The organism is Paenibacillus thiaminolyticus, from assembly GCF_003591545.1.
Lineage (GTDB): Bacteria > Bacillota > Bacilli > Paenibacillales > Paenibacillaceae > Paenibacillus_B > Paenibacillus_B thiaminolyticus_A.
In genome coordinates this window covers 1-17,453 of sequence record NZ_QYZD01000057.1, presented here as the reverse complement: position 1 = coordinate 17,453, position 17,453 = coordinate 1, and the positions used below count along the sequence as shown (strand labels likewise).

Annotated in this window: 18 protein-coding genes and 1 pseudogene; 18 read left to right on the top strand and 1 reads right to left on the bottom strand. The window is 55.8% G+C overall.

Annotated elements, in window-relative coordinates; all coding sequences use genetic code 11:
• The 17 genes from DQX05_RS31525 to DQX05_RS28620 form a co-directional block, all read left to right on the top strand.
• On the top strand, nt 1–547 hold a 547-nt coding region (locus DQX05_RS31525; protein ID WP_220483298.1), incomplete at its 5' end, for a WIAG-tail domain.
• 190 nt (nt 548–737) lie between these two features.
• Nucleotides 738–1,547 (top strand): glycosyltransferase family 2 protein, encoded by an 810-nt coding sequence (locus tag DQX05_RS28695; RefSeq protein ID WP_119796048.1) that lies wholly within the window; start codon nt 738–740, stop codon nt 1,545–1,547.
• A 127-nt stretch (nt 1,548–1,674) separates the two neighbouring features.
• Nucleotides 1,675–2,751, top strand: coding sequence for a glycosyltransferase family 2 protein (locus DQX05_RS28690; protein WP_119796058.1), 1,077 nt, complete (start codon nt 1,675–1,677; stop codon nt 2,749–2,751).
• Nucleotides 2,752–2,855: 104 nt separating this feature from the next.
• On the top strand, nt 2,856–3,587 hold the full coding sequence (locus DQX05_RS28685) for a sugar phosphate nucleotidyltransferase (RefSeq protein ID WP_119796047.1): 732 nt from the start codon (nt 2,856–2,858) through the stop codon (nt 3,585–3,587).
• Nucleotides 3,584–4,576, top strand: a complete 993-nt coding sequence (rfbB, locus tag DQX05_RS28680) for a dTDP-glucose 4,6-dehydratase (RefSeq protein WP_119796046.1) — start codon at nt 3,584–3,586, stop codon at nt 4,574–4,576. The genes DQX05_RS28685 and rfbB overlap by 4 nt, the downstream gene beginning before the upstream one ends.
• A gap of 76 nt (nt 4,577–4,652) precedes the next feature.
• Entirely contained in the window at nt 4,653–5,696 is a 1,044-nt protein-coding gene (locus DQX05_RS28675) for a GT-D fold domain-containing glycosyltransferase (RefSeq protein ID WP_259392215.1), read from the top strand.
• A gap of 24 nt (nt 5,697–5,720) precedes the next feature.
• A complete protein-coding gene (locus DQX05_RS28670) occupies nt 5,721–7,097 on the top strand; it encodes a glycosyltransferase family 2 protein (RefSeq protein ID WP_119796045.1) in 1,377 nt (458 codons plus the stop codon).
• A gap of 159 nt (nt 7,098–7,256) precedes the next feature.
• Complete coding sequence (locus tag DQX05_RS28665) at nt 7,257–7,544, top strand: nucleoside-diphosphate sugar epimerase (protein ID WP_119796044.1); 288 nt, start codon at nt 7,257–7,259, stop codon at nt 7,542–7,544.
• A gap of 20 nt (nt 7,545–7,564) precedes the next feature.
• Nucleotides 7,565–7,900, top strand: coding sequence for an alpha-helical endospore appendage domain-containing protein (locus DQX05_RS28660; RefSeq protein ID WP_119796043.1), 336 nt, complete (start codon nt 7,565–7,567; stop codon nt 7,898–7,900).
• 19 nt (nt 7,901–7,919) lie between these two features.
• Nucleotides 7,920–8,219, top strand: coding sequence for a hypothetical protein (locus DQX05_RS28655; RefSeq protein WP_119796042.1), 300 nt, complete (start codon nt 7,920–7,922; stop codon nt 8,217–8,219).
• A 5-nt stretch (nt 8,220–8,224) separates the two neighbouring features.
• A complete protein-coding gene (locus tag DQX05_RS28650; protein ID WP_259392214.1) occupies nt 8,225–8,494 on the top strand; it encodes a hypothetical protein in 270 nt (89 codons plus the stop codon).
• Between the two features lie 219 nt (nt 8,495–8,713).
• Nucleotides 8,714–9,853 (top strand): CgeB family protein, encoded by a 1,140-nt coding sequence (locus DQX05_RS28645; protein WP_182914890.1) that lies wholly within the window; start codon nt 8,714–8,716, stop codon nt 9,851–9,853.
• Nucleotides 9,854–9,947: 94 nt separating this feature from the next.
• On the top strand, nt 9,948–11,489 hold the full coding sequence (locus DQX05_RS28640) for a glycosyltransferase family 4 protein (RefSeq protein ID WP_259392213.1): 1,542 nt from the start codon (nt 9,948–9,950) through the stop codon (nt 11,487–11,489).
• A 150-nt stretch (nt 11,490–11,639) separates the two neighbouring features.
• Nucleotides 11,640–12,797, top strand: a complete 1,158-nt coding sequence (locus DQX05_RS28635) for an ABC transporter ATP-binding protein (protein ID WP_119796041.1) — start codon at nt 11,640–11,642, stop codon at nt 12,795–12,797.
• Complete coding sequence (locus DQX05_RS28630) at nt 12,790–13,503, top strand: ABC transporter permease subunit (RefSeq protein ID WP_119796040.1); 714 nt, start codon at nt 12,790–12,792, stop codon at nt 13,501–13,503. Before DQX05_RS28635 ends, DQX05_RS28630 begins: the two co-directional genes overlap by 8 nt.
• 7 nt (nt 13,504–13,510) lie before the next feature.
• Complete coding sequence (locus DQX05_RS28625) at nt 13,511–14,893, top strand: GldG family protein (protein WP_119796053.1); 1,383 nt, start codon at nt 13,511–13,513, stop codon at nt 14,891–14,893.
• Nucleotides 14,890–15,861, top strand: a complete 972-nt coding sequence (locus tag DQX05_RS28620) for a DUF4340 domain-containing protein (RefSeq protein ID WP_119796039.1) — start codon at nt 14,890–14,892, stop codon at nt 15,859–15,861. The genes DQX05_RS28625 and DQX05_RS28620 overlap by 4 nt, the downstream gene beginning before the upstream one ends.
• 69 nt (nt 15,862–15,930) lie before the next feature.
• Here DQX05_RS28620 and DQX05_RS28615 read toward each other — a convergent pair whose 3' ends face one another.
• On the bottom strand, nt 15,931–16,932 hold the full coding sequence (locus DQX05_RS28615; RefSeq protein ID WP_119796038.1) for a ketoacyl-ACP synthase III: 1,002 nt from the start codon (nt 16,930–16,932) through the stop codon (nt 15,931–15,933).
• A gap of 236 nt (nt 16,933–17,168) precedes the next feature.
• On the opposite strand from DQX05_RS28615, the pseudogene DQX05_RS28610 reads away from it, so the two are divergent.
• Nucleotides 17,169–17,453: pseudogene (locus DQX05_RS28610) on the top strand (hypothetical protein); the annotation flags it as partial.

Genomic DNA, 17,453 nt, shown 5'->3' with positions numbered 1-17,453 from the left:
AGGAGAAGTAACAGGCCGCCACATCGGCGAAGGAGAAGTAGTAGGCCATCATATTGGGGCAGGAGAAGTCACGGGCCGCCATATCGGCGAAGGAGAAGTAGCCGGCCATCATATCGGAGCAGGAGAAGTCACGAGCCGTCATATCGGTAAAGGCGAGGTAACCGGCCAACATATCGCAGCGGGGAGCATCCGGACTGAGCACTTGGAAGAGGGAATCTTGAATTCGATCGTGCTCCAGCCCGGAACGGTTACACCGGAGTCCTGTTCCTTCGTTCCCGTGCGCACTGCGATGCCGCGCGCCGGAGCATTGCAGCAATTCGGGATGAGCGCATTTCTGCTTCAGGGGGAGACAGACCGGGTAGACGTCCGCATTGCCTTCGATGAGCCGTTCCCCAATAATCAATATGTGCTTGTCGCTATGACCAACCACCCGGAATGCCATGCGGTGCTCAAATCGCAAGCAACGCACAGCGCCGTTTTGGAAATACACCGTAGAGATCCACAGTCACAGCCGTTCGGCTGCGTATCCTGGATTGCGATCGGCTAGCTTGCGGCCGATCCGCCGGTGAAGCAAGACAGCCGCCAGATGCCAACTGGCGGCTTTTTGACATCCTAGCGATCCGCCGGGTTAGGGGAGGAAGCGGGCCGAATGTGCACATGTGCCGTTACACTCTGGACTATGCCTCATACAATGGGATGTAAATACATGTGCAATTTGCCCGGGAGGGATACGTGCAATGGCTCATTCCAAAAGATTTCGTTCTGCGCGAACGCGTCCCCGCCGGCAGGTACGGCGACATCGAATTCATAGTTCTGCCGATCCCTTTGTGTCGGTCATTATCCCGGTTTTGAATGAACGGCGAACACTGGCCCGTGTCATTGAGCGGGCGGCACAGGTGCATCCCGCCTCAGAGGTCATCGTCGTAGCGAACGGCACGACGGACGGTTCAGACCGCATCGCAGAAAAGATGGGAGCACGGGTTCTTCGTTATGCGATCCCGCTTGGTCACGATAAGGGGAGATCTGTTGGAGCCGAAGCTGCGGCAGGACGAATTCTGCTGTTCATCGACGGCGATATCGTGCTGCCTGCAGCGGACTTGCGCCCGTTCGTCCATGCGGTGAACAATGGCGTCGATGTCGCTCTCAATAATTATCAGGGACCCGTCCGGAAGCATGATGTACATGGAGTTGTATTGGCAAAGCACGCCTTAAATGCCATGCTGTCCCGGCAGGATCTGGGGGGAGCTTCTATGACTGCTGTTCCGCATGCATTAAGCCGTCGGGCGCTTGAACTGATCGGTAGCGACGCGGTATCCGTCCCGCCGCTTGCGCATACGATGGCCGTCGTATATGGGCTGAATATCCGGGGAGTGCATACGATTGACGTCGGCCGCATAAATCGGAGACGAGTGCGGGGGCTGCGCGAGGATCCGTTGGAGCCGCTGATATGTCAAGATCATATGCAGGCGATTCGCTGGTTGATGGAACAGCGGGGCCCTCGCGGTGGCCATTCGGATTTGACCAGACAACGGGAGCGGGTGACATGATGCCATGAGAAGGAAGCGATCCTTCCGCAGAACAAGGAAGGTTATCCGGGGTCTGCGCCGTTCACCGCGTCGACGCCAATCGAGCCGGGGACGAAGAAAGGGCTACCGTCGCATGCAGGCTGGCCGCATGATCAGACGCAGCCGGCTCCGGCAACGCGGACATAAGCAGCTTCCGCATTGGAAGCCTCCGCTATCTGTGCCGCAGGCAAGCGGAGCGTGGCGCCATGCGGCGCAGGATGCGGGAAGGCGGCACGGCGACGAATATGCCGCATTGGGCGGGCAGGATACGTGCAAGGACATCGTCCGCTTCATGCAAAGCCGGTTCACCGAGTTCCTCGCGCCATACCGGCTGGAACCCTTATCCTACTCGGAAGTCAGGGAGTTGGCGAGAGCGTACAGAGCCGGATTTACGACAGGAAGGTACCAGAACGGGAGGGAAGCCGTACTGATTCCGACCACTAGGCCGATCGATGCAATCGTGTGCGCCCAAAATGAAGAAGACAGCATCGCAGGAGTGTTGAAGGAGCTCGGTCGCTTGCCGTTGTCGCACACCATCGTCGTGGTGAACGGCTCCTCGGACGGCAGCTTGCAGGCGGTGCTGGAAGCTTCGGAGGACGCCAGCATCGTTCACTACCCGGAAGCGCTTGGCCATGACGTTGGCCGCGCTATCGGGGCGAGTCTGTCTCAAGCGGAGATTCTGTTATTCGCGGATGCCGATATCCCGATTGCTGCGGAAGAGCTCGGCGCTTTTATATGGGCATGCGACAATGGGGTCGATGTGGCTCTTAACGACATCAGTCCGTTCCTGGGACCTTTCTTCAAGCGGGATGGAATTACACACTGCAAAGAGTGGCTGAACCGGAGCCTGGGCCGCGCCGATTTGCATGCCAATTCGCTGACCGCTGTCCCTCATGCCATTACTCGCCGCGCGCTGGATACCGTTGGCGTGCAGAATTTAATCGTTCCTCCCAAATTCCAGACGCTTGCCTTGTCCCGGGGCTTGCGCACGGAAGCGGTGCATGCGGTCGACGTTATCGGAAGGAATCGGATACGCCGCACGAATGTAGGCGCATCGAATCCGGTGGCCGAGCTTATCATCGGGGATCATGTGGAGGCATTTCACTCCTTATGGGAGGAAAATGCGTCATTCTTCAGCGAGAAGCACCAACGCGAGCAGATTGCCGAGAGGAGGAACCGGGGATGATTTGTCTCCTCCGCCCGGCAGGTGCGCATATGAAGCGTATTCGTGAAAGCCCCGTACCGTTACAGAGTGGCGGTTTCCCCAACATACTCTTAGGAGGGAATCGAATGAAAGGAATTATTTTGGCGGGAGGTACAGGCACCCGTCTATATCCATTGACGAAGCTCATGAATAAGCATCTGCTGCCTGTTGGCAGGCATCCTATGGCCAGCTATGGCATCGAACGCCTTCGTGCGGCGGGCATTACGGAGATTATTATGGTTATCGGGAAAATGTCAGCATCCTTATTTACAGAGTACTATGGGAGCGGGCGGTCTTATGGCGTTCATTTGACCTTTGCCATCCAGGAGGAAGCTGGGGGCATCGCCCAAGCACTCTCGCTGGCGAAGCCGTATATTGCTCCAGGAGAGAAATTCGTCGTACTGCTCGGCGATAATTTATTCCGGGACGATCTGGCCTCGTATGCAGCGGCATTCGGCGATCAGAGGCCTGGCGAGGCACGCGTTCTGCTGCGTGAAGTGTCCGACCCGGAGCGATACGGAGTGCCTGTCTTCGACAGCGCCAATCCGAAGCGGATCGTCCGCATTGAAGAGAAGCCGGAGCATCCGCCATCATCGTATTGCGTCACGGGCATTTACATGTATGATACCGATGTCTTTCAGCATATTGAGGCGATTGCACCATCCAAGCGCGGGGAATTGGAGATTACGGATGTCAACAACCGGTACGCTGCCGCAGGCAAGCTGCACTATGATGTGCTTCGATCGTGGTGGACGGATGCGGGCACGTTCGAGTCGCTGCATGAAGCGGCTCAAGAGTTGAAGGAGGTCGAGTTATGAACCGGCTTCTCGTAACCGGAGGCATGGGGTTCATCGGCAGTAATTTCATTCTTTATATGCTGGCCCGTCGCCCGGAAATGCACATTACGAACCTGGATGTGCTCACTTATGCAGGCAATCCGGATAATTTGCAGCATATTGCCGATAGCGAAGCCTATCGATTCGTACGGGCCGATATTACGGATGCGGCGGCTGTGGAACAGGTTATGGCGGAGGGAGCATTCGATGCGATCGTGCACTTTGCCGCCGAATCCCATGTTGATCGCAGCATTGCCGATCCGGAGTCATTCGTCCGCACGAATGTGCTAGGCACGTTCCGATTGCTGGAATCGGCACGCCGCCACAGCATTCCCCGCTTTATTCACGTGTCGACCGACGAAGTGTACGGAACGCTTGGATCAACCGGATTTTTCTCCGAAGAATCCCCGCTCATGCCGAACAGCCCCTATTCCGCCAGCAAGGCCGGATCGGATATGCTGGCACGCTCCTATGCCCGCACGTATGACATGCCAGTCATTATTACCCGCTGCTCGAACAATTACGGTCCGCGCCAATTTCCGGAGAAGCTTATCCCTACCATTATTACGCAAGCGATCCGGGATCGGCCGATTCCCGTGTATGGGGACGGCTCCCATGTGCGTGACTGGCTCTTCGTCAACGATCATTGCGCAGCCATTGACGCAGCGCTGCGGCATGGGCAGCCGGGCGAGGTCTATAATATCGGCGGCCACCAGGAGCGCACGAATCTGGAGGTTGTCCGAATGGTGCTGAACGAGCTAGGGAAGCCAGAATCGCTGATTGCCTTCGTCTCCGATCGCCCGGGTCATGATCTGCGTTATGCGATTGATCCTGCCAAGACCGAACGCGAGCTCGGATGGACTCCGAGCGTAAGCTTGGCCGAAGGGATGAAGGAGACAATATCTTGGTATGTGAACAACCGCTCATGGTGGGAACGTGTCCTGTCCGGAGCGTATTTGAACGGAAGATAGTTGTCTGATTTCTATACCGAAGCCGGCGCGCTGTCCTTTCGCCATACAGATGAAGCCAGGAAGGGAGGAGACATGAATGGCAAAAATTACGGTTCGCCGCCGGCGCATTTCTCGTGTAAGGATGCTGCGGGCTAGCCGTAAGGGACGCCTGTCCCGCAGAGCAGCACATCTGTACCGCAGGCGGCAGCCGCCCGGGGAGCGGCCGGTACGGCAGATTAAGCGCAATCGTAGGCCTGCTGCTGAGCCTGCTGCCGGCACGACGCAGGAGACGCCGCCTGACGTGGATACCGAACGGCGGCTCAGTTATGAGGACGGGTTCCGCAAAGGAAAGTATGAGGGCGGGGAACGCATCCTGGCCCGGTTCCTTCCTGACATGACCCTGCTTCCGGATATCTCGGTGGAGCACGTTATCTCTTTGGGAGTGGAGCAGGTCCGCCATTTGCTGAAGCCGCTGATGGGAGTGGAGGAAGTGTTCCAGGAGCTGGAGAAGGCACTGCAGGAGCGCGCTCCGTGCTCGCTCGTGCGGCTGGGAGACGGCGAACTGCTGGCATTGGCGCATGATACCGTGCTTAGCGCGGAATTAGTGCGGAGGGAGGGCACATTCCTCGAATATTCGGGCATGAGTATTCCGGATTACGCCCATCGTGATCAACTGGCGGAGGCCGTGCGCAAAGCTTCGATTATCGGCGTGCCAGTTGCCCCGGAACCGAACTTCCAGGGGCTGCTGTTCCCCGTTTTTCAAGCGTACGGCATCCAAATCGCGCCACGCCGGTTTACTTTATCTACCATTAATTACTTGTTGGCCGAGGAAGGTTATTTGACTCGGCTGATCCAAGGCAGGCGCGTGCTCGTCATCGGCAATACGGCCCATTCCCTTGCCGCGGTTCTTGCAGACAAAGGAGCTGTTATCGCTGGTGCAATCTCCCCGGTTAAAGGCATTCATGACATTCCTGGCGTTCTCGAGGAAGCCGCCGAGCATGATTATGATTTGGCTGTTGTCGCTGCAGGCATTCCTGCCGTCATCCTGGTTCAGCGCCTTGCCGAACAGTTCTGCAAGGTCGCCATTGATTTTGGACATTTGGCGAATCTCATAGTAGAAGGCAATATTCAAATATCTTAACTCAAATGAAGGAGGTGCGCCGAGATGCCACCAGTGCGTTCCCGCCGTGACATTCGCCGTGTGCACGCAGGCAAGCGGCGCGTCCCCGCATCTTCCATGCGGGCTGCATCCGGACGGAGCAGACAACAACGATACGATCGAGGATATGCCCGCGGCTATGCGGAAGGGTTACGTGTCGGGCAGGCCCAATACGGAGTTCCCTTCGACGGCACGAGCATCATCATCCCAACGTATAACAAGGCCGACCTGTTAGAGCAGTGTATTGCCAGCATCGAGGACCATACACCAATCTCCCATGAAATCATCGTCGTCGACAACGCCTCGACAGATGGCACCGCTGCCTATCTTCACCGGAATACCGGGAAGCTTCGCTTCCATATCCATGAGCATAACCGCGGCTTCGCTGGAGCGGTTAATACGGGGCTGATGATGGCGAAGGGACAGACGATCTGCATATTGAACAACGATATTCTCGTAACTCCGAACTGGCTCAATAATCTTCTTAACTGCCTCCAGAGCGATGACAAAATCGGAATGGTCGGGCCGGTGACGAATTTCATCAGTGGAGAACAACTGATTGAAGTTCCTTATCAAAGCATTGAGGATATGTATTCGTTCGCAGCGACATATAATGTGCCGAATGCGGGAAAATGGCAAGGAACGGATCGGATCGTCGGGTTTTGCCTCGTATTCCGCCGGGAACTGTTCGAGACGACCGGCTATCTCGACGAAGGCTTCGAGATCGGCAATTTCGAAGATGAAGATTATGTGCTTCGTGTTCGCCTTAACGGACGCAAGCTCGTGATTGCGCGGGATACGTTCATCCATCATTACGGCAGCATAACGATGAGGGAGCTCGGGGACCAGTTTGAGATTATCAATGACAAAAACGCGGCATTTTTCCGTGACAAATGGGGAAATTCATTCAACTTGGTGCAGCGCGCGAGGGAAGCGAGCGGGGGTTCGGGACTTACCCGATGCCATGATTTCTACCCGACGCATGTTGCGGTCACCGGATTGACCGATACGGTCTACTGGGTCGAGCACGGCACGAAATATCCGCTTGTCGGCCATTTCGGCGTCCCGATCGTAACCGTCTCGCAAATCGATCTGCGGGGCTGGCCGACAGGACCGGCCATGGATGCAGGGGATGCCTATGACAAATGGCAGCGCCAATCCGAACCGAACGGGGAGATCGCAGATGGGGCCGTATTCACGACCGAAGCAGGAAAATGGTACCAGCGTCAAGGAGAGAAATACCGCGAAATTATTAGCGAGCATGCCCTCCGCAGATGGCAGCTGGAGAACCGGGTGCAGCCGCGAACGGATAAAGAGAGAGACGAATTGAAAGAGGGGCTTCCGATCATTCCGGCGCCGGTTATTACCTCCTTTCACTTGTAAGCTGTGACTGCCGATGAGGCTGGGCTTCAGAAAAGGCGGCGGTTGTGGGCAGTTTTGGGCGGATGGCCCGTATACACTTGCCTATGGCCCGCATATGTTAAGACAAGGAAGCGGAGCTAACACCTGTGTGATCCGTTATTTTGCCGGGGAGGAAGAACCATGCATAAGGTCGTGGACGAAATTATTGTTCACATGTCCCATACGCATCAGCATATGGCACGTGTTCTGGACGCGGAACGTCAGGTTGCGGTTCGGATGGCACAGCTTATTCACGGCCTGCCCGACGTTAATCCCGATTTTGCCGGCTTGAGCGGACTGAAGGCGCAATCCGCTGCATTAACAAAAAATATCGTCGCGTACCTGAACGGTATCGCGGAGTTGGAAGAGGCGTTGGCAGAGCAGCTTGAACATGTTATCAATGAATTGAACGACGTTAGCGAAGAATGAATCGATAGGGGGGAGACCGGTTGAGCAGAGAGCACTCCTATCATCTTATATTGGATGCGATAGCCAAGATGCAGTGGAATGTCGCCATGATTTTGGAAGCCAAAGCGGTGGAAGCAGAAAAAACGCGAAATTGGATGCTGAATCATTTGACAGAGACCGCTTTTGTCAATCATAAAGAGCAAATCAGCGATCCGTTGGAAATTCATGATCAAATTGTTGAGGTCCTTGACGGATTGACCAAAATCCAGCTCAGTCTCGCCCGGAACATGAAGATCGTCCTTAACCGGGGAGAATCGGAGTCGATGGGAGACGGGGTAGGAGGCGACTCTTTCAGCGGAGATTTTGATTCAATGTGATTTGAGGAGATAAATGGTCATGATGCACAGATCGCAGGAGGATGAAGCCAAGCTTGAAATGATCCAGGCCATCGTCCGCAGCCAGTCTGCCCTGGCCCGGATGTTGGAGCACCTTGCGGATGTGACGGAGCATGCGGAAGGCTCCGTCAAAGGAATCAAAGAGGATATCCGGCTGCTGTCGAACTACCAGCTGGCGCTATGCGGCATGATCACTGGCTGGCGTTCCCGTCACAAGACAACTGGAACTCCTGCAACGCCCTGGTTCAATCCAGCTTATTTCGACAGAGCCGTACTTGACCCGAGGAGTACAGGAGGGTGAATCTATTGAAAAAGCGTTCACACACACGAAGACTGGGGCGCAAGACCGTACGCAGCGGCCCCGTTCGCGCCCGCAAAGGATCTCGCCGGCGTCTATCCGGCCGCTCCCACAACCTGCGGAGAAGGGGGCTGCGAATCGTCCGCCGGAGGAGGAGAGGCTCTTCTCAATCCTATAAGAAGGGCTATGACGGATCTTATCAAGCAGGGTACAATGTCGGCTTCGCCAAAGGCTTCGAGGACGGCCACCAGTTGACATATTCCGAACATACCGGATAGGCTTATGAACAGTCAGATGCTTGCCGCACACGGCGGCCGCTGGCTGTTTTTATTTGTCCGGAAGCCCTTTTTGACCATGGATGGATAACCGTCCATGATGCACTTGACGGAGCGGCATATGATGAATGGATGATAGACTACCGATGCAGCATTTGCGAGGCCGCGTATGCCGGATCGCAGCATGCCACATAGAAATGAATGTCAAAAAGGAGCGATCCCATGCGTACATCACGCTCACGCAGGCCGCAAGCCCGAATTCATATGAATCAGCAATTTCGATACAACGCCCGTCATCAAGGACGCATCGCAGGGTTCAATGATGGATTCCAGGATGGCTATCTGCGCGGACGGGCGGATGTCATTATGAAGACGCCGAGGGAGCCGATACCGATGCGGCCGCTCCATGTCTGCTATGTGACAACGGGCAAAGGGTATCCTTATGCCCCGCTGGATGAAGGCATGCGCAACACATGGCAGGAACTGGTCAGCCAAGTGTCGGTTTGCGGGCCGCGGGATGGCGTTGCCGCCGTGGCAGGCCAACAGCGGCCCGATTTGGTTTTTGCCCTGGACGGCATGGATCTTCCGGTGGAGCAAGTCGATGCGGTGCGGGCGCTTGGGATCCGAACCGCCCTATGGATTACGGATGATCCCTATTATACCGATATGATGAGCTCTATAGTGACGCATTATGACTATGTTTTCACTCTGGAAGCGAACAGCGTCGAGTATTACCGTTCGCTTGGGGCGAACGTGCACTTTTTGCCGTTTGGCGTCTATCATGGCCATTTCCGGCCTCTTCGCAGCCCCGCTAAGGTACGAAGGGAGATCAGCTTCATCGGATCCGCCTATTGGAACCGGATTCGGATGATCGAGCCGATTCTGCCCGAACTGATGAAGCGAGGCTTGGTTCTGACCGGCTTATGGTGGGAACGGCTGTCTCAATTTCCTCAATACGCCCATCAGATCGAATTGAACCGCTGGATGGACCCGTACGCGACGTCGGAGGTGTACAACGGCAGCAAGATTGTCATTAATTTGCACCGCGGTCATGACGACGAGTCGAGCAACCAGAACCGGATCAATATTCCGGCCCATTCCCCGAACCCGCGGACTTTCGAAATCTGTGCCTGCGGAACGCTGCAGCTGACGGACGTGCGATCGGATATCTCCCAATTCTATACCCCCGGCGCGGAAATAGAGACCTATTCTTCCCCGGAAGAGATGCTGGCCAAGATCGACTACTATTTAAGCCATGAACAAGAACGGCGGGAGATCGCCCTCCGCGCTTTGGCCCGGACGATGCGCGAACATACGTATGCGCACCGCTTGAACCAGGTGCTGGCTACCATATTCGAGTAGAAAGGCACGATCGCAGGACGGTGCCATCCTATGCCATTCCATTGCTTCTGGAGGTGAAGGCTTCCGTCTCTCTTACGAGGAACGGGCCACGCAAATGAAACCGACAATGATGTTATTTTCGCATATGTGCAACCAAGACTTTATTACCGGGGCGGAGAAACATCTTCTTTTTCTCGCTCACGAGTTAAGGACCTGGTATGAATGCATTATCATCGTGCCTCAGGAAGGCCGATTATCGGCTCTGGCCCGGGCAGCCGGCATTCGAAGCGAGATTATGCCCTGCCCGCTGATGTACTCTCTCATCCGGCCGAACGCCGATCTCCCGGAGGAATGGGAGCGTTGGAAGCGGACTCCCGAATTCGAGGCTATCGTCGACCTGCTGAGGCATATGCAACCCGACATCGTCTTGACGAATACGGCGATCCACCAGCTTCCGGCCGCCGCAGCCGCTTCGCTGGGAATTCCAACCCTGTGGGTCATCAATGAGACCATCGCCTCTACTCCGCACACCTCCCTCGCCGCGGCGCTTATCGGCTCGCATGCCGATGGCATTATCGGTACATCGGAGACGACGCTTCAACCGATCCGCCCTGCGGCGGGAGACACCCCGCTCTATCTGCTGCCTCCATCTTGGCACCCGAACGCGCTTCAGCCTCGCTCCTGGCCCCGCTTCCGCCGCAGCAAGAGAAAAGAATTGGGGATAGCGGCGGGACATGTGCTGATCGGATATATAGCGGCTGCCTTCTATCCCGAAAAAGGGCTGGACCATTTTGTCCGAATGGCGCTTCGAGTGGCGGTTCAGAGGCCGTTCGCCCGCTTCGTCATCCTCGGAGAGCCGACGGATCACGGTTACTACGATGCTTGTCTCGGGATGATTGCGAATTCTCCATACGCCGATCGGTTCCGGTTCATTCGCTTCGAGACGTCGGTGCAGCATGTGTACCCGGCGATGGATATTGTCGTGGTGCCCAGCTTGCTGCCGGAGGGCTTCGGGTTAACGGCGCTGGAAGGAATGATATTCGGCAAGGCGGTCATTGCTTACGCGTCAGGCGGATTAGCGGAAATATTAGCGGCGACGGGGAACTCCGCTTACTCGATAGAGACCGGGAACGAGGAGCGACTGACACAGGCCGTTGTTGATGCGACCCGCAGCCCTTCGGTATGGAGAAGGGCGGGCATTCGCAACGGGACGAACGCCGTTCGGGTATTTGGCCATGCCGTGTTCCGTGCTCGGCTGAAAAAGCTGCTTATTAATCAGGTTCTTCACCATCGGCACAAATACCAAGTCATCCAAGGGGATGCTCCCGATGTGTTCGTCGCCGAATCGGATAGGGGCACGTACCGCCGCGTTGCTCCCGGCATGCTGGAATATGCATCACTGCTGCCCCAGGCACGTCGAATACCCGCCGAAATCCTGTACGGCGTTATGTCTCCCGCAGGTTCACCGGACGACCAACTGCGGCTGCCCTTGTTCCGCCACCCGCAACGGCGCGGCAGGCGGAGGGTGCGGCGGGGCGGGCGACTTCACCGCCGCAGGCGCCATTGGCCGGGGGCGTTGCGAGCCCGCAGGCGGAAGAGGAAGGGGCTCTATCGCTCCCGGATGCATCGAGGCAAGCGTCTTCGAAAAAAACGGTGATCGTTCACAGAATAGTCATATTTTTTTAAGTTTCGTTTCATTTCCGTTTAATCTTGCTTTAGGTATCGGCGCTTATGATCGGGAGAGAGACTGCGGCGCGCCGCCGGCAGGCGGTGCGTCCGTTAGCGCAAATGAAACGGGAGGTCTACGATGTTAGAAGTGAACAACGTCAGCAAATGGTATGATGATCGCCGGGGCGTGGAGGATCTTCAATTCGCCATCGAGCAGGGCGAGATAGTCGGCTTCCTGGGGCCCAACGGGGCAGGCAAGACGACGACGATGCGCATGATTACCGGGTATTTGAACCCGACTCGCGGGAGTATCTCGATTGGAGGCTTGACGATGGCCGAGCACGGCGCCCAGGCAAGAAGCAAGATCGGCTACTTGCCCGAGACGCCGCCCCTCTATCCTGACATGTCGGTGAAGGCGTATTTATCGTTTATCGCCGATCTGCGAGGAGTCCCTGTACGGGAGCAGAAGCAGCGCATCGCGGAAATGCTGGACAAGCTGGGGCTTCGCGGAAGAGAAAAGCAGATGATTCGCAGTCTGTCCAAAGGGTACAAGCAGCGGCTGGGCTTGGCGCAAGCCATTATGCATAAGCCCGATCTGCTTGTGCTGGACGAACCTACATCCGGGCTTGACCCGAACCAGATTATTGAGATACGCGAGCTGATACGCGAATTGGGAGAGCAGCATACCGTTCTGCTCAGCACTCATATTTTGCCTGAGGTGAATACGCTGTGCAATCGGGTCCTCATCATCCATCAGGGCCGTCTTGTGCTGGATGAACGGCAGGATCGGCTTGGGTTAGTGATGGGGCAGACCACCTCGCTGCAGCTGGAAGTGAAAGGAAAGGAGTTCGAGATCATCTCTATTTTAACCGCCCTTCCCGATGTAGCGTCTGTCGATGTTCTGGCTGAGGCCACCGAGCCGGTACCCGGGAGCGGGACGGAGCAGGAGAGAGAGACTGAGGATGAAGAGACTGAATCCCGTGGCGGCGCACGCTCCGGCAGCCCAGCTGCGGAGGCGGGGGCAGAATCCGGCATCGCGGCGGAACATGCGGATGCGGATGAAGCGAACGACGGCATAGTAGCAGGGGAAGAGCAGACCGGAGCGTCGCAGCCGGATGCCGGCACTCCGATCGTTGCACTTCGGGTCATTCCGGCAGAACAGACAGATGCGCGGGAGTCTATTTTTTTCGCACTTGCGAAGGCGGGTTACCCGATTCTCGAGATGAAGCGGGATACGACCAGCCTCGAGGACGTGTTTATTCGGCTTACGACCGAGGAGGAGGTGCAAGATGCGTAGATTTCGGGCGATCTTTCGCAAGGAGCTGCAAGCTTATTTCACCTCGCCGGCCTCTTATGTAGCGTTTGCCGTCTACATGCTTATTTCGAGCATGATGTTTTATTTGAATTTCGTGATGTTCCAGCCCAGTATCATTGATTTCCGGCTCGTCTCGGGCAATGCAGTGTTCATGTATGTCTTCGTCATTCCGATGTTGACGATGCGGCTGCTGGCGGACGAGTTCCGCCAAGGCACGGATGAGCTGCTGTTGACCTCACCGGCCCGGCTGAGCCACATCGTGATCGGCAAATATGCGGCGGCGCTTGTCGTGATGGTGCTGCTGGTGTGTCTCAGTCTGCTGTACCCGCTTATCATGTCGTTCTTCGGCCCGCTGGATTGGCCGGTTCTGCTTACTTCGGTACTCGGGATGCTGCTGTTAAGCGCAACGATGGCCGCGGTCGGCTTGTTCGCGTCCAGTCTGTCGCAGCACCAGATGGTGGCGGCAATCGCGGGCGTGGTCATCCTGCTTGCCTTCTGGCTGCTCGATATGCCCGCATCCACCTCTCCGGAATGGGGAAGCTGGATTGCGCCATTTGCCATGAATCTTCGTCTGGAGTCATTCATGAAGGGTGTGATCAGCGGGGCGGACGTGCTCTTTTTTGTAACGCTCTCCGCTGTGTTTATCGTGCTGAGTATTCAAGTGTTGGACAGAAAGCGGTGGAGGTAACATGAAGATGAAAACATGGCTGCGTCGTGGCAATGCGGCAATAATCTCTGCCGCAATAGTAGGTATTTTCGTGCTGATTACTTATATATTTCAATCCTTCTCGGGATGGCAGTGGGACGTGACGAAGAACAAATCCTTCACGTTGTCGGAGCAGACGTTATCGGCACTCGCTTCCATCGAGAATCCGATCGCCATTAAGCTGTTCACGACCCCGAACGATGATGAAGTGCTTGTTCGCGAGGTTGCCGACATGGCGGAGGAATATGCGAAGCGTAACCGGAATATTTCATTCAAGCGGTATGATCTGCTGAAGGAGCCTTCGCTGGCGGAGCAGTACAAGCTGACGGCAAGTTCGATTGTATTCGAGCAGGGAACCCAGCGGAAAACGGTTGGCTTATTTGAAATGTTCCAAGCCGGGCAGGGATATTCGTATCAGTTCAGCGGCGAGGAAAAAATGACACAGGCGCTGCGAAGCCTGGCTTCAGACAAAAAGTCAGTGGCTTACGTTCTTAGCGGTCATCAGGAATTGCCGCTGGCGCAAATGAATGTGCTCCGGACAAGCTTGGAGGAAGACAATGTGGAGCTCGAGGATCTGAACCTGCTGCAGAAGGGCAGCATTCCTGAGGATGCCGATCTCATTATGCTAATTGGGATGAAGCAGGATTTGAGCGATAAGGAAGCGGAACTGCTGCAGAAGTATGTGGAAGGCAATGGAAAGCTGTACATTGCGCTCGGGTTCAATGAAAAGATGGCCACGGAGTGGCCGAATATCGATGGTCTGCTGAAGGCGCTCGGCGTCGAAAGCACGAACTCGGTCGCCGTCGAGCCGTCCGAAGGATTGCTGTATGATCCGTTCACGATTATGCCGGATTATAACGAGCATGAGATGACAGAGAAGCTTATCCAATACCGGATGATGATGACCTTGTCGTTAAGCATTCCGCTGAAGCTTAGCGAGAACGATACGTATGAAGCGCAAGAAATATTGCACACGACCGAACAAGCGTACGGAGAGACGGATATCCCGCGCTTGGTTCAAGAAGGCAGCGAACGGGATGATAAGGATATTGCAGGTCCGTTGACACTCGGAGCGGTCGTCCAGTCGAAGGACGGGCAACCGAAAGCTGTCGTAATCGGCGGTTCCAGCTATATGGCGGATGCTTATATTTATACCCAGGGCAATCGCGACTTCGCGTTGAACAGCATCCACTGGCTGGAGGAGAATCAGGATCAGGTAACAATCCGGCCGCGCGAGAAGGATGCCTACCAGCTTGCGTATTTAACCCCGGTTCAAGGAAAAACGATTTTGTGGGTGACCGTCATCGGATTCCCGGCCATGCTGCTTCTCATTGGAGCGGGACTGTGGTGGAGAAGGAGACATGCGTCATGAAGAAGCTGATGCCGGCCGCACTGCTGCTTGTTGTCTTCTGCATTTTGTACTGGTATGCATCGTCGAATCAATTTTTTATCGATATGGACAAGGAAGCGGAAGCCGCGCCAGTCCTCGTGAAGGCGGCAGCCGAACAAGTGGACGCCATTGAATTGGAGACCGAAGGCAGGCCGTTGAAGCTGGTGAAGGTAAAGGAAGAATGGAAGGTGCAGGGGAACGAGGATTATCCGGTAAGCTCTTATGCGGTATCCGATTGGATCACGACGTTTACCGGGGTGGCGGGACAATCCGTAGTGGAAGAGGAAGCAGCGGATATGGCCAAGTACGGCCTTGATCAACCTGTTGCGGTGTACTCCATTCAAGAAGGCGGGAATGTCCGCCGGATTGAGGTCGGAGAGAATACCCCGGTTCCCGGAACGGTCTATGCCCGGGCAGATGGCGGGAAGACGGTCTATCAAGTGTCTGAATCCGACTTGTCGGGCCTGAAGCGCTCTGCCTTTGACTTTGCCCGGAAGGAACCGTTGACGTTCACGCTGGAGGAAGTTCGGGAATTCAAGTGGTCATGGGAAGGACAAACTTATGATCTGAAAAAGGAGCCAACAGCGGAAAATTCAGGCGATGAAGCGGAGAATTGGAGCCTAAACGGCAACAAAGTGACGCAAGAAAAAGCGGTCTCGCTTATCAATGCTTTCCGCTTCCTGATGATTGATCGCGAGCCGGAACGGGAACAGGCTGTATCCGGAGCCGGGGCGAAGGAGGAGTGGTCGCTCACGATTACGCTGCAGCCAGAGGCAATTGACCCGGCACAGCGGGAAGAGACAGCGGTGACGAAGCGATATGGCGGCTACATGAAAGAGGAGCATATGTGGATAACGCCGGAAGGCGACGCATGGGCTTACCCGGTTGATGAGCCATCCTTCAATGAAGCGATTCAGACGTGGCAGGATGACGGCACACAGGAGGAATGACAATCCAATCCGAAGTTCAATAAGAAGACACGGCTGCCGTTCACGGGCAGCCGTGTCTTCTTATTGAACTTATTGCAATTCAGGCCAACGAAGCAGAAGCGCCGCTTGGGAGAAGCCGCCTCCGAAGCCGTACAGCAATGTCGTATCGCCAGGCTTCAGCTTCCCTGCCGCCAGGGCGAGGGAGATGGCCAGCGGAATGCTTGCTGCCGATGTATTGCCATAATAGGTGACGCTCGTTAAGGTCCGTTCCATGGGAATGCCGCTTCGCTCACTAATCGCTTCGATCATTCGAAGGTTGGCGCTGTGCGGAATGAACCAGTCCACCGCATCCGCATGCAATTGAAGCTGGGACAGGATGTTTCCCACGCCGATAGGGATTTGCTGCAGCGCCCATTTATATAGTACGCGGCCGTTCTGCACCAATTTCCCATCCTCTCTGAGTTCCACATCTCCAATTCGGTCGGCGGTGGCGCGACGGTACAAGACCGCCTCCGTATCCCCCGTCGTAGCCGACAAAGAGGCCATAAAGCTGTCTCTTCGATCATCCGCCTCAAGCAGCATCGCTCCGGCGCCATCGCCGAACAATATGCAGGTGCTGCGATCGGTGTAGTCTACGGTCTGGCTCAGCACTTCCGTTCCGATCACGAGTACGCGCTGATGCATGCCTGCCTCAATTAAGCCAATCCCTAGCTGAAGACCGCTGACGAAGCCTGCGCAGGCATTGGAAATATCGAGAGCCAACGCATCATGCATCCCGAGCCGAGCCTGGACAAGAGCCGCCGTATTCGGGAAAAAAGCATCCGGAGTGGATGTGGCAACCAAGACCGCATCCACCGGCCGCAAGTCAACTCCGTGGCGCTCCGCCAAGTCATTGGCCGCCTTCACCGCCAGATCGGAGGCGTAGACGCCCGGATCCACGATCCGGCGTTCCTTCATTCCGGTACGGGTAACTATCCATTCATCATTCGTGTCCACCATCGCGGCCAGATCGTTATTGGTCAATCGACGCTCGGGGACAAAGGAGCCAAAAGCGGTAATGCGGGCTTTCGTATGCAAACGTGTTATTGGCATAGGTTTCCCTCCGGTGCTAATATTAGTACCTGGTACTAAATAATAATGCTCCGATGCCGCCTTGTCAACGAAATTTGCAGCCGGTAAGGATAGGATCTTGTCTGGCTGCGGAAATTTGCATAGTACAGAAAGGAGTGGCAGGGGCGGTAAAACCTATCGGGATAACATCCCGGCCTCGGCGCATGCTAAGTGTGGTGATAATCCAATTGAAATCATCTACACAAGGAGGAAAAGCGATGCTTAAAAAGATGGTCCTTCTCACGTTGGCAGCGGCAATGGTCATGTCCATGGGGTTGACGGGCTGCGCGACGAATCCCGATAACGTGACAACGAGAGGCGCCAAAAACAACATGCGTACCCGTACCGCTCAGGACGGAATCAATCCGCTCGGCATGAACACGAATTTGGATACCAACGCGAACAATTATAACGGTACCCGCACACGCGGCTATGGCGTCGATGGCATCGGTACTCGCGGCTACGGCGTAGACGGTACCCGTGGCATGGGCCTAGGTACCCGC

What these genes read in the sequence shown, in the direction of transcription:
- DQX05_RS28655 (WP_119796042.1), top strand. Translation starts at nt 7,920, where the DNA reads ATGATGCACAGATCGCAGGAGGATGAAGCCAAGCTTGAAATGATCCAG.
- DQX05_RS28620 (WP_119796039.1), top strand. Translation starts at nt 14,890, where the DNA reads ATGAAGAAGCTGATGCCGGCCGCACTGCTGCTTGTTGTCTTCTGCATT.
- DQX05_RS28635 (WP_119796041.1), top strand. Translation starts at nt 11,640, where the DNA reads ATGTTAGAAGTGAACAACGTCAGCAAATGGTATGATGATCGCCGGGGC.
- DQX05_RS28625 (WP_119796053.1), top strand. Translation starts at nt 13,511, where the DNA reads ATGAAAACATGGCTGCGTCGTGGCAATGCGGCAATAATCTCTGCCGCA.
- rfbB (WP_119796046.1), top strand. Translation starts at nt 3,584, where the DNA reads ATGAACCGGCTTCTCGTAACCGGAGGCATGGGGTTCATCGGCAGTAAT.
- DQX05_RS28690 (WP_119796058.1), top strand. Translation starts at nt 1,675, where the DNA reads ATGATCAGACGCAGCCGGCTCCGGCAACGCGGACATAAGCAGCTTCCG.
- DQX05_RS28640 (WP_259392213.1), top strand. Translation starts at nt 9,948, where the DNA reads ATGAAACCGACAATGATGTTATTTTCGCATATGTGCAACCAAGACTTT.
- DQX05_RS28630 (WP_119796040.1), top strand. Translation starts at nt 12,790, where the DNA reads ATGCGTAGATTTCGGGCGATCTTTCGCAAGGAGCTGCAAGCTTATTTC.
- DQX05_RS28645 (WP_182914890.1), top strand. Translation starts at nt 8,714, where the DNA reads ATGCGTACATCACGCTCACGCAGGCCGCAAGCCCGAATTCATATGAAT.
- DQX05_RS28615 (WP_119796038.1), bottom strand. Translation starts at nt 16,932, where the DNA reads ATGCCAATAACACGTTTGCATACGAAAGCCCGCATTACCGCTTTTGGC.
- DQX05_RS28685 (WP_119796047.1), top strand. Translation starts at nt 2,856, where the DNA reads ATGAAAGGAATTATTTTGGCGGGAGGTACAGGCACCCGTCTATATCCA.
- DQX05_RS28670 (WP_119796045.1), top strand. Translation starts at nt 5,721, where the DNA reads ATGCCACCAGTGCGTTCCCGCCGTGACATTCGCCGTGTGCACGCAGGC.
- DQX05_RS28695 (WP_119796048.1), top strand. Translation starts at nt 738, where the DNA reads ATGGCTCATTCCAAAAGATTTCGTTCTGCGCGAACGCGTCCCCGCCGG.
- DQX05_RS28665 (WP_119796044.1), top strand. Translation starts at nt 7,257, where the DNA reads ATGCATAAGGTCGTGGACGAAATTATTGTTCACATGTCCCATACGCAT.
- DQX05_RS28675 (WP_259392215.1), top strand. Translation starts at nt 4,653, where the DNA reads ATGGCAAAAATTACGGTTCGCCGCCGGCGCATTTCTCGTGTAAGGATG.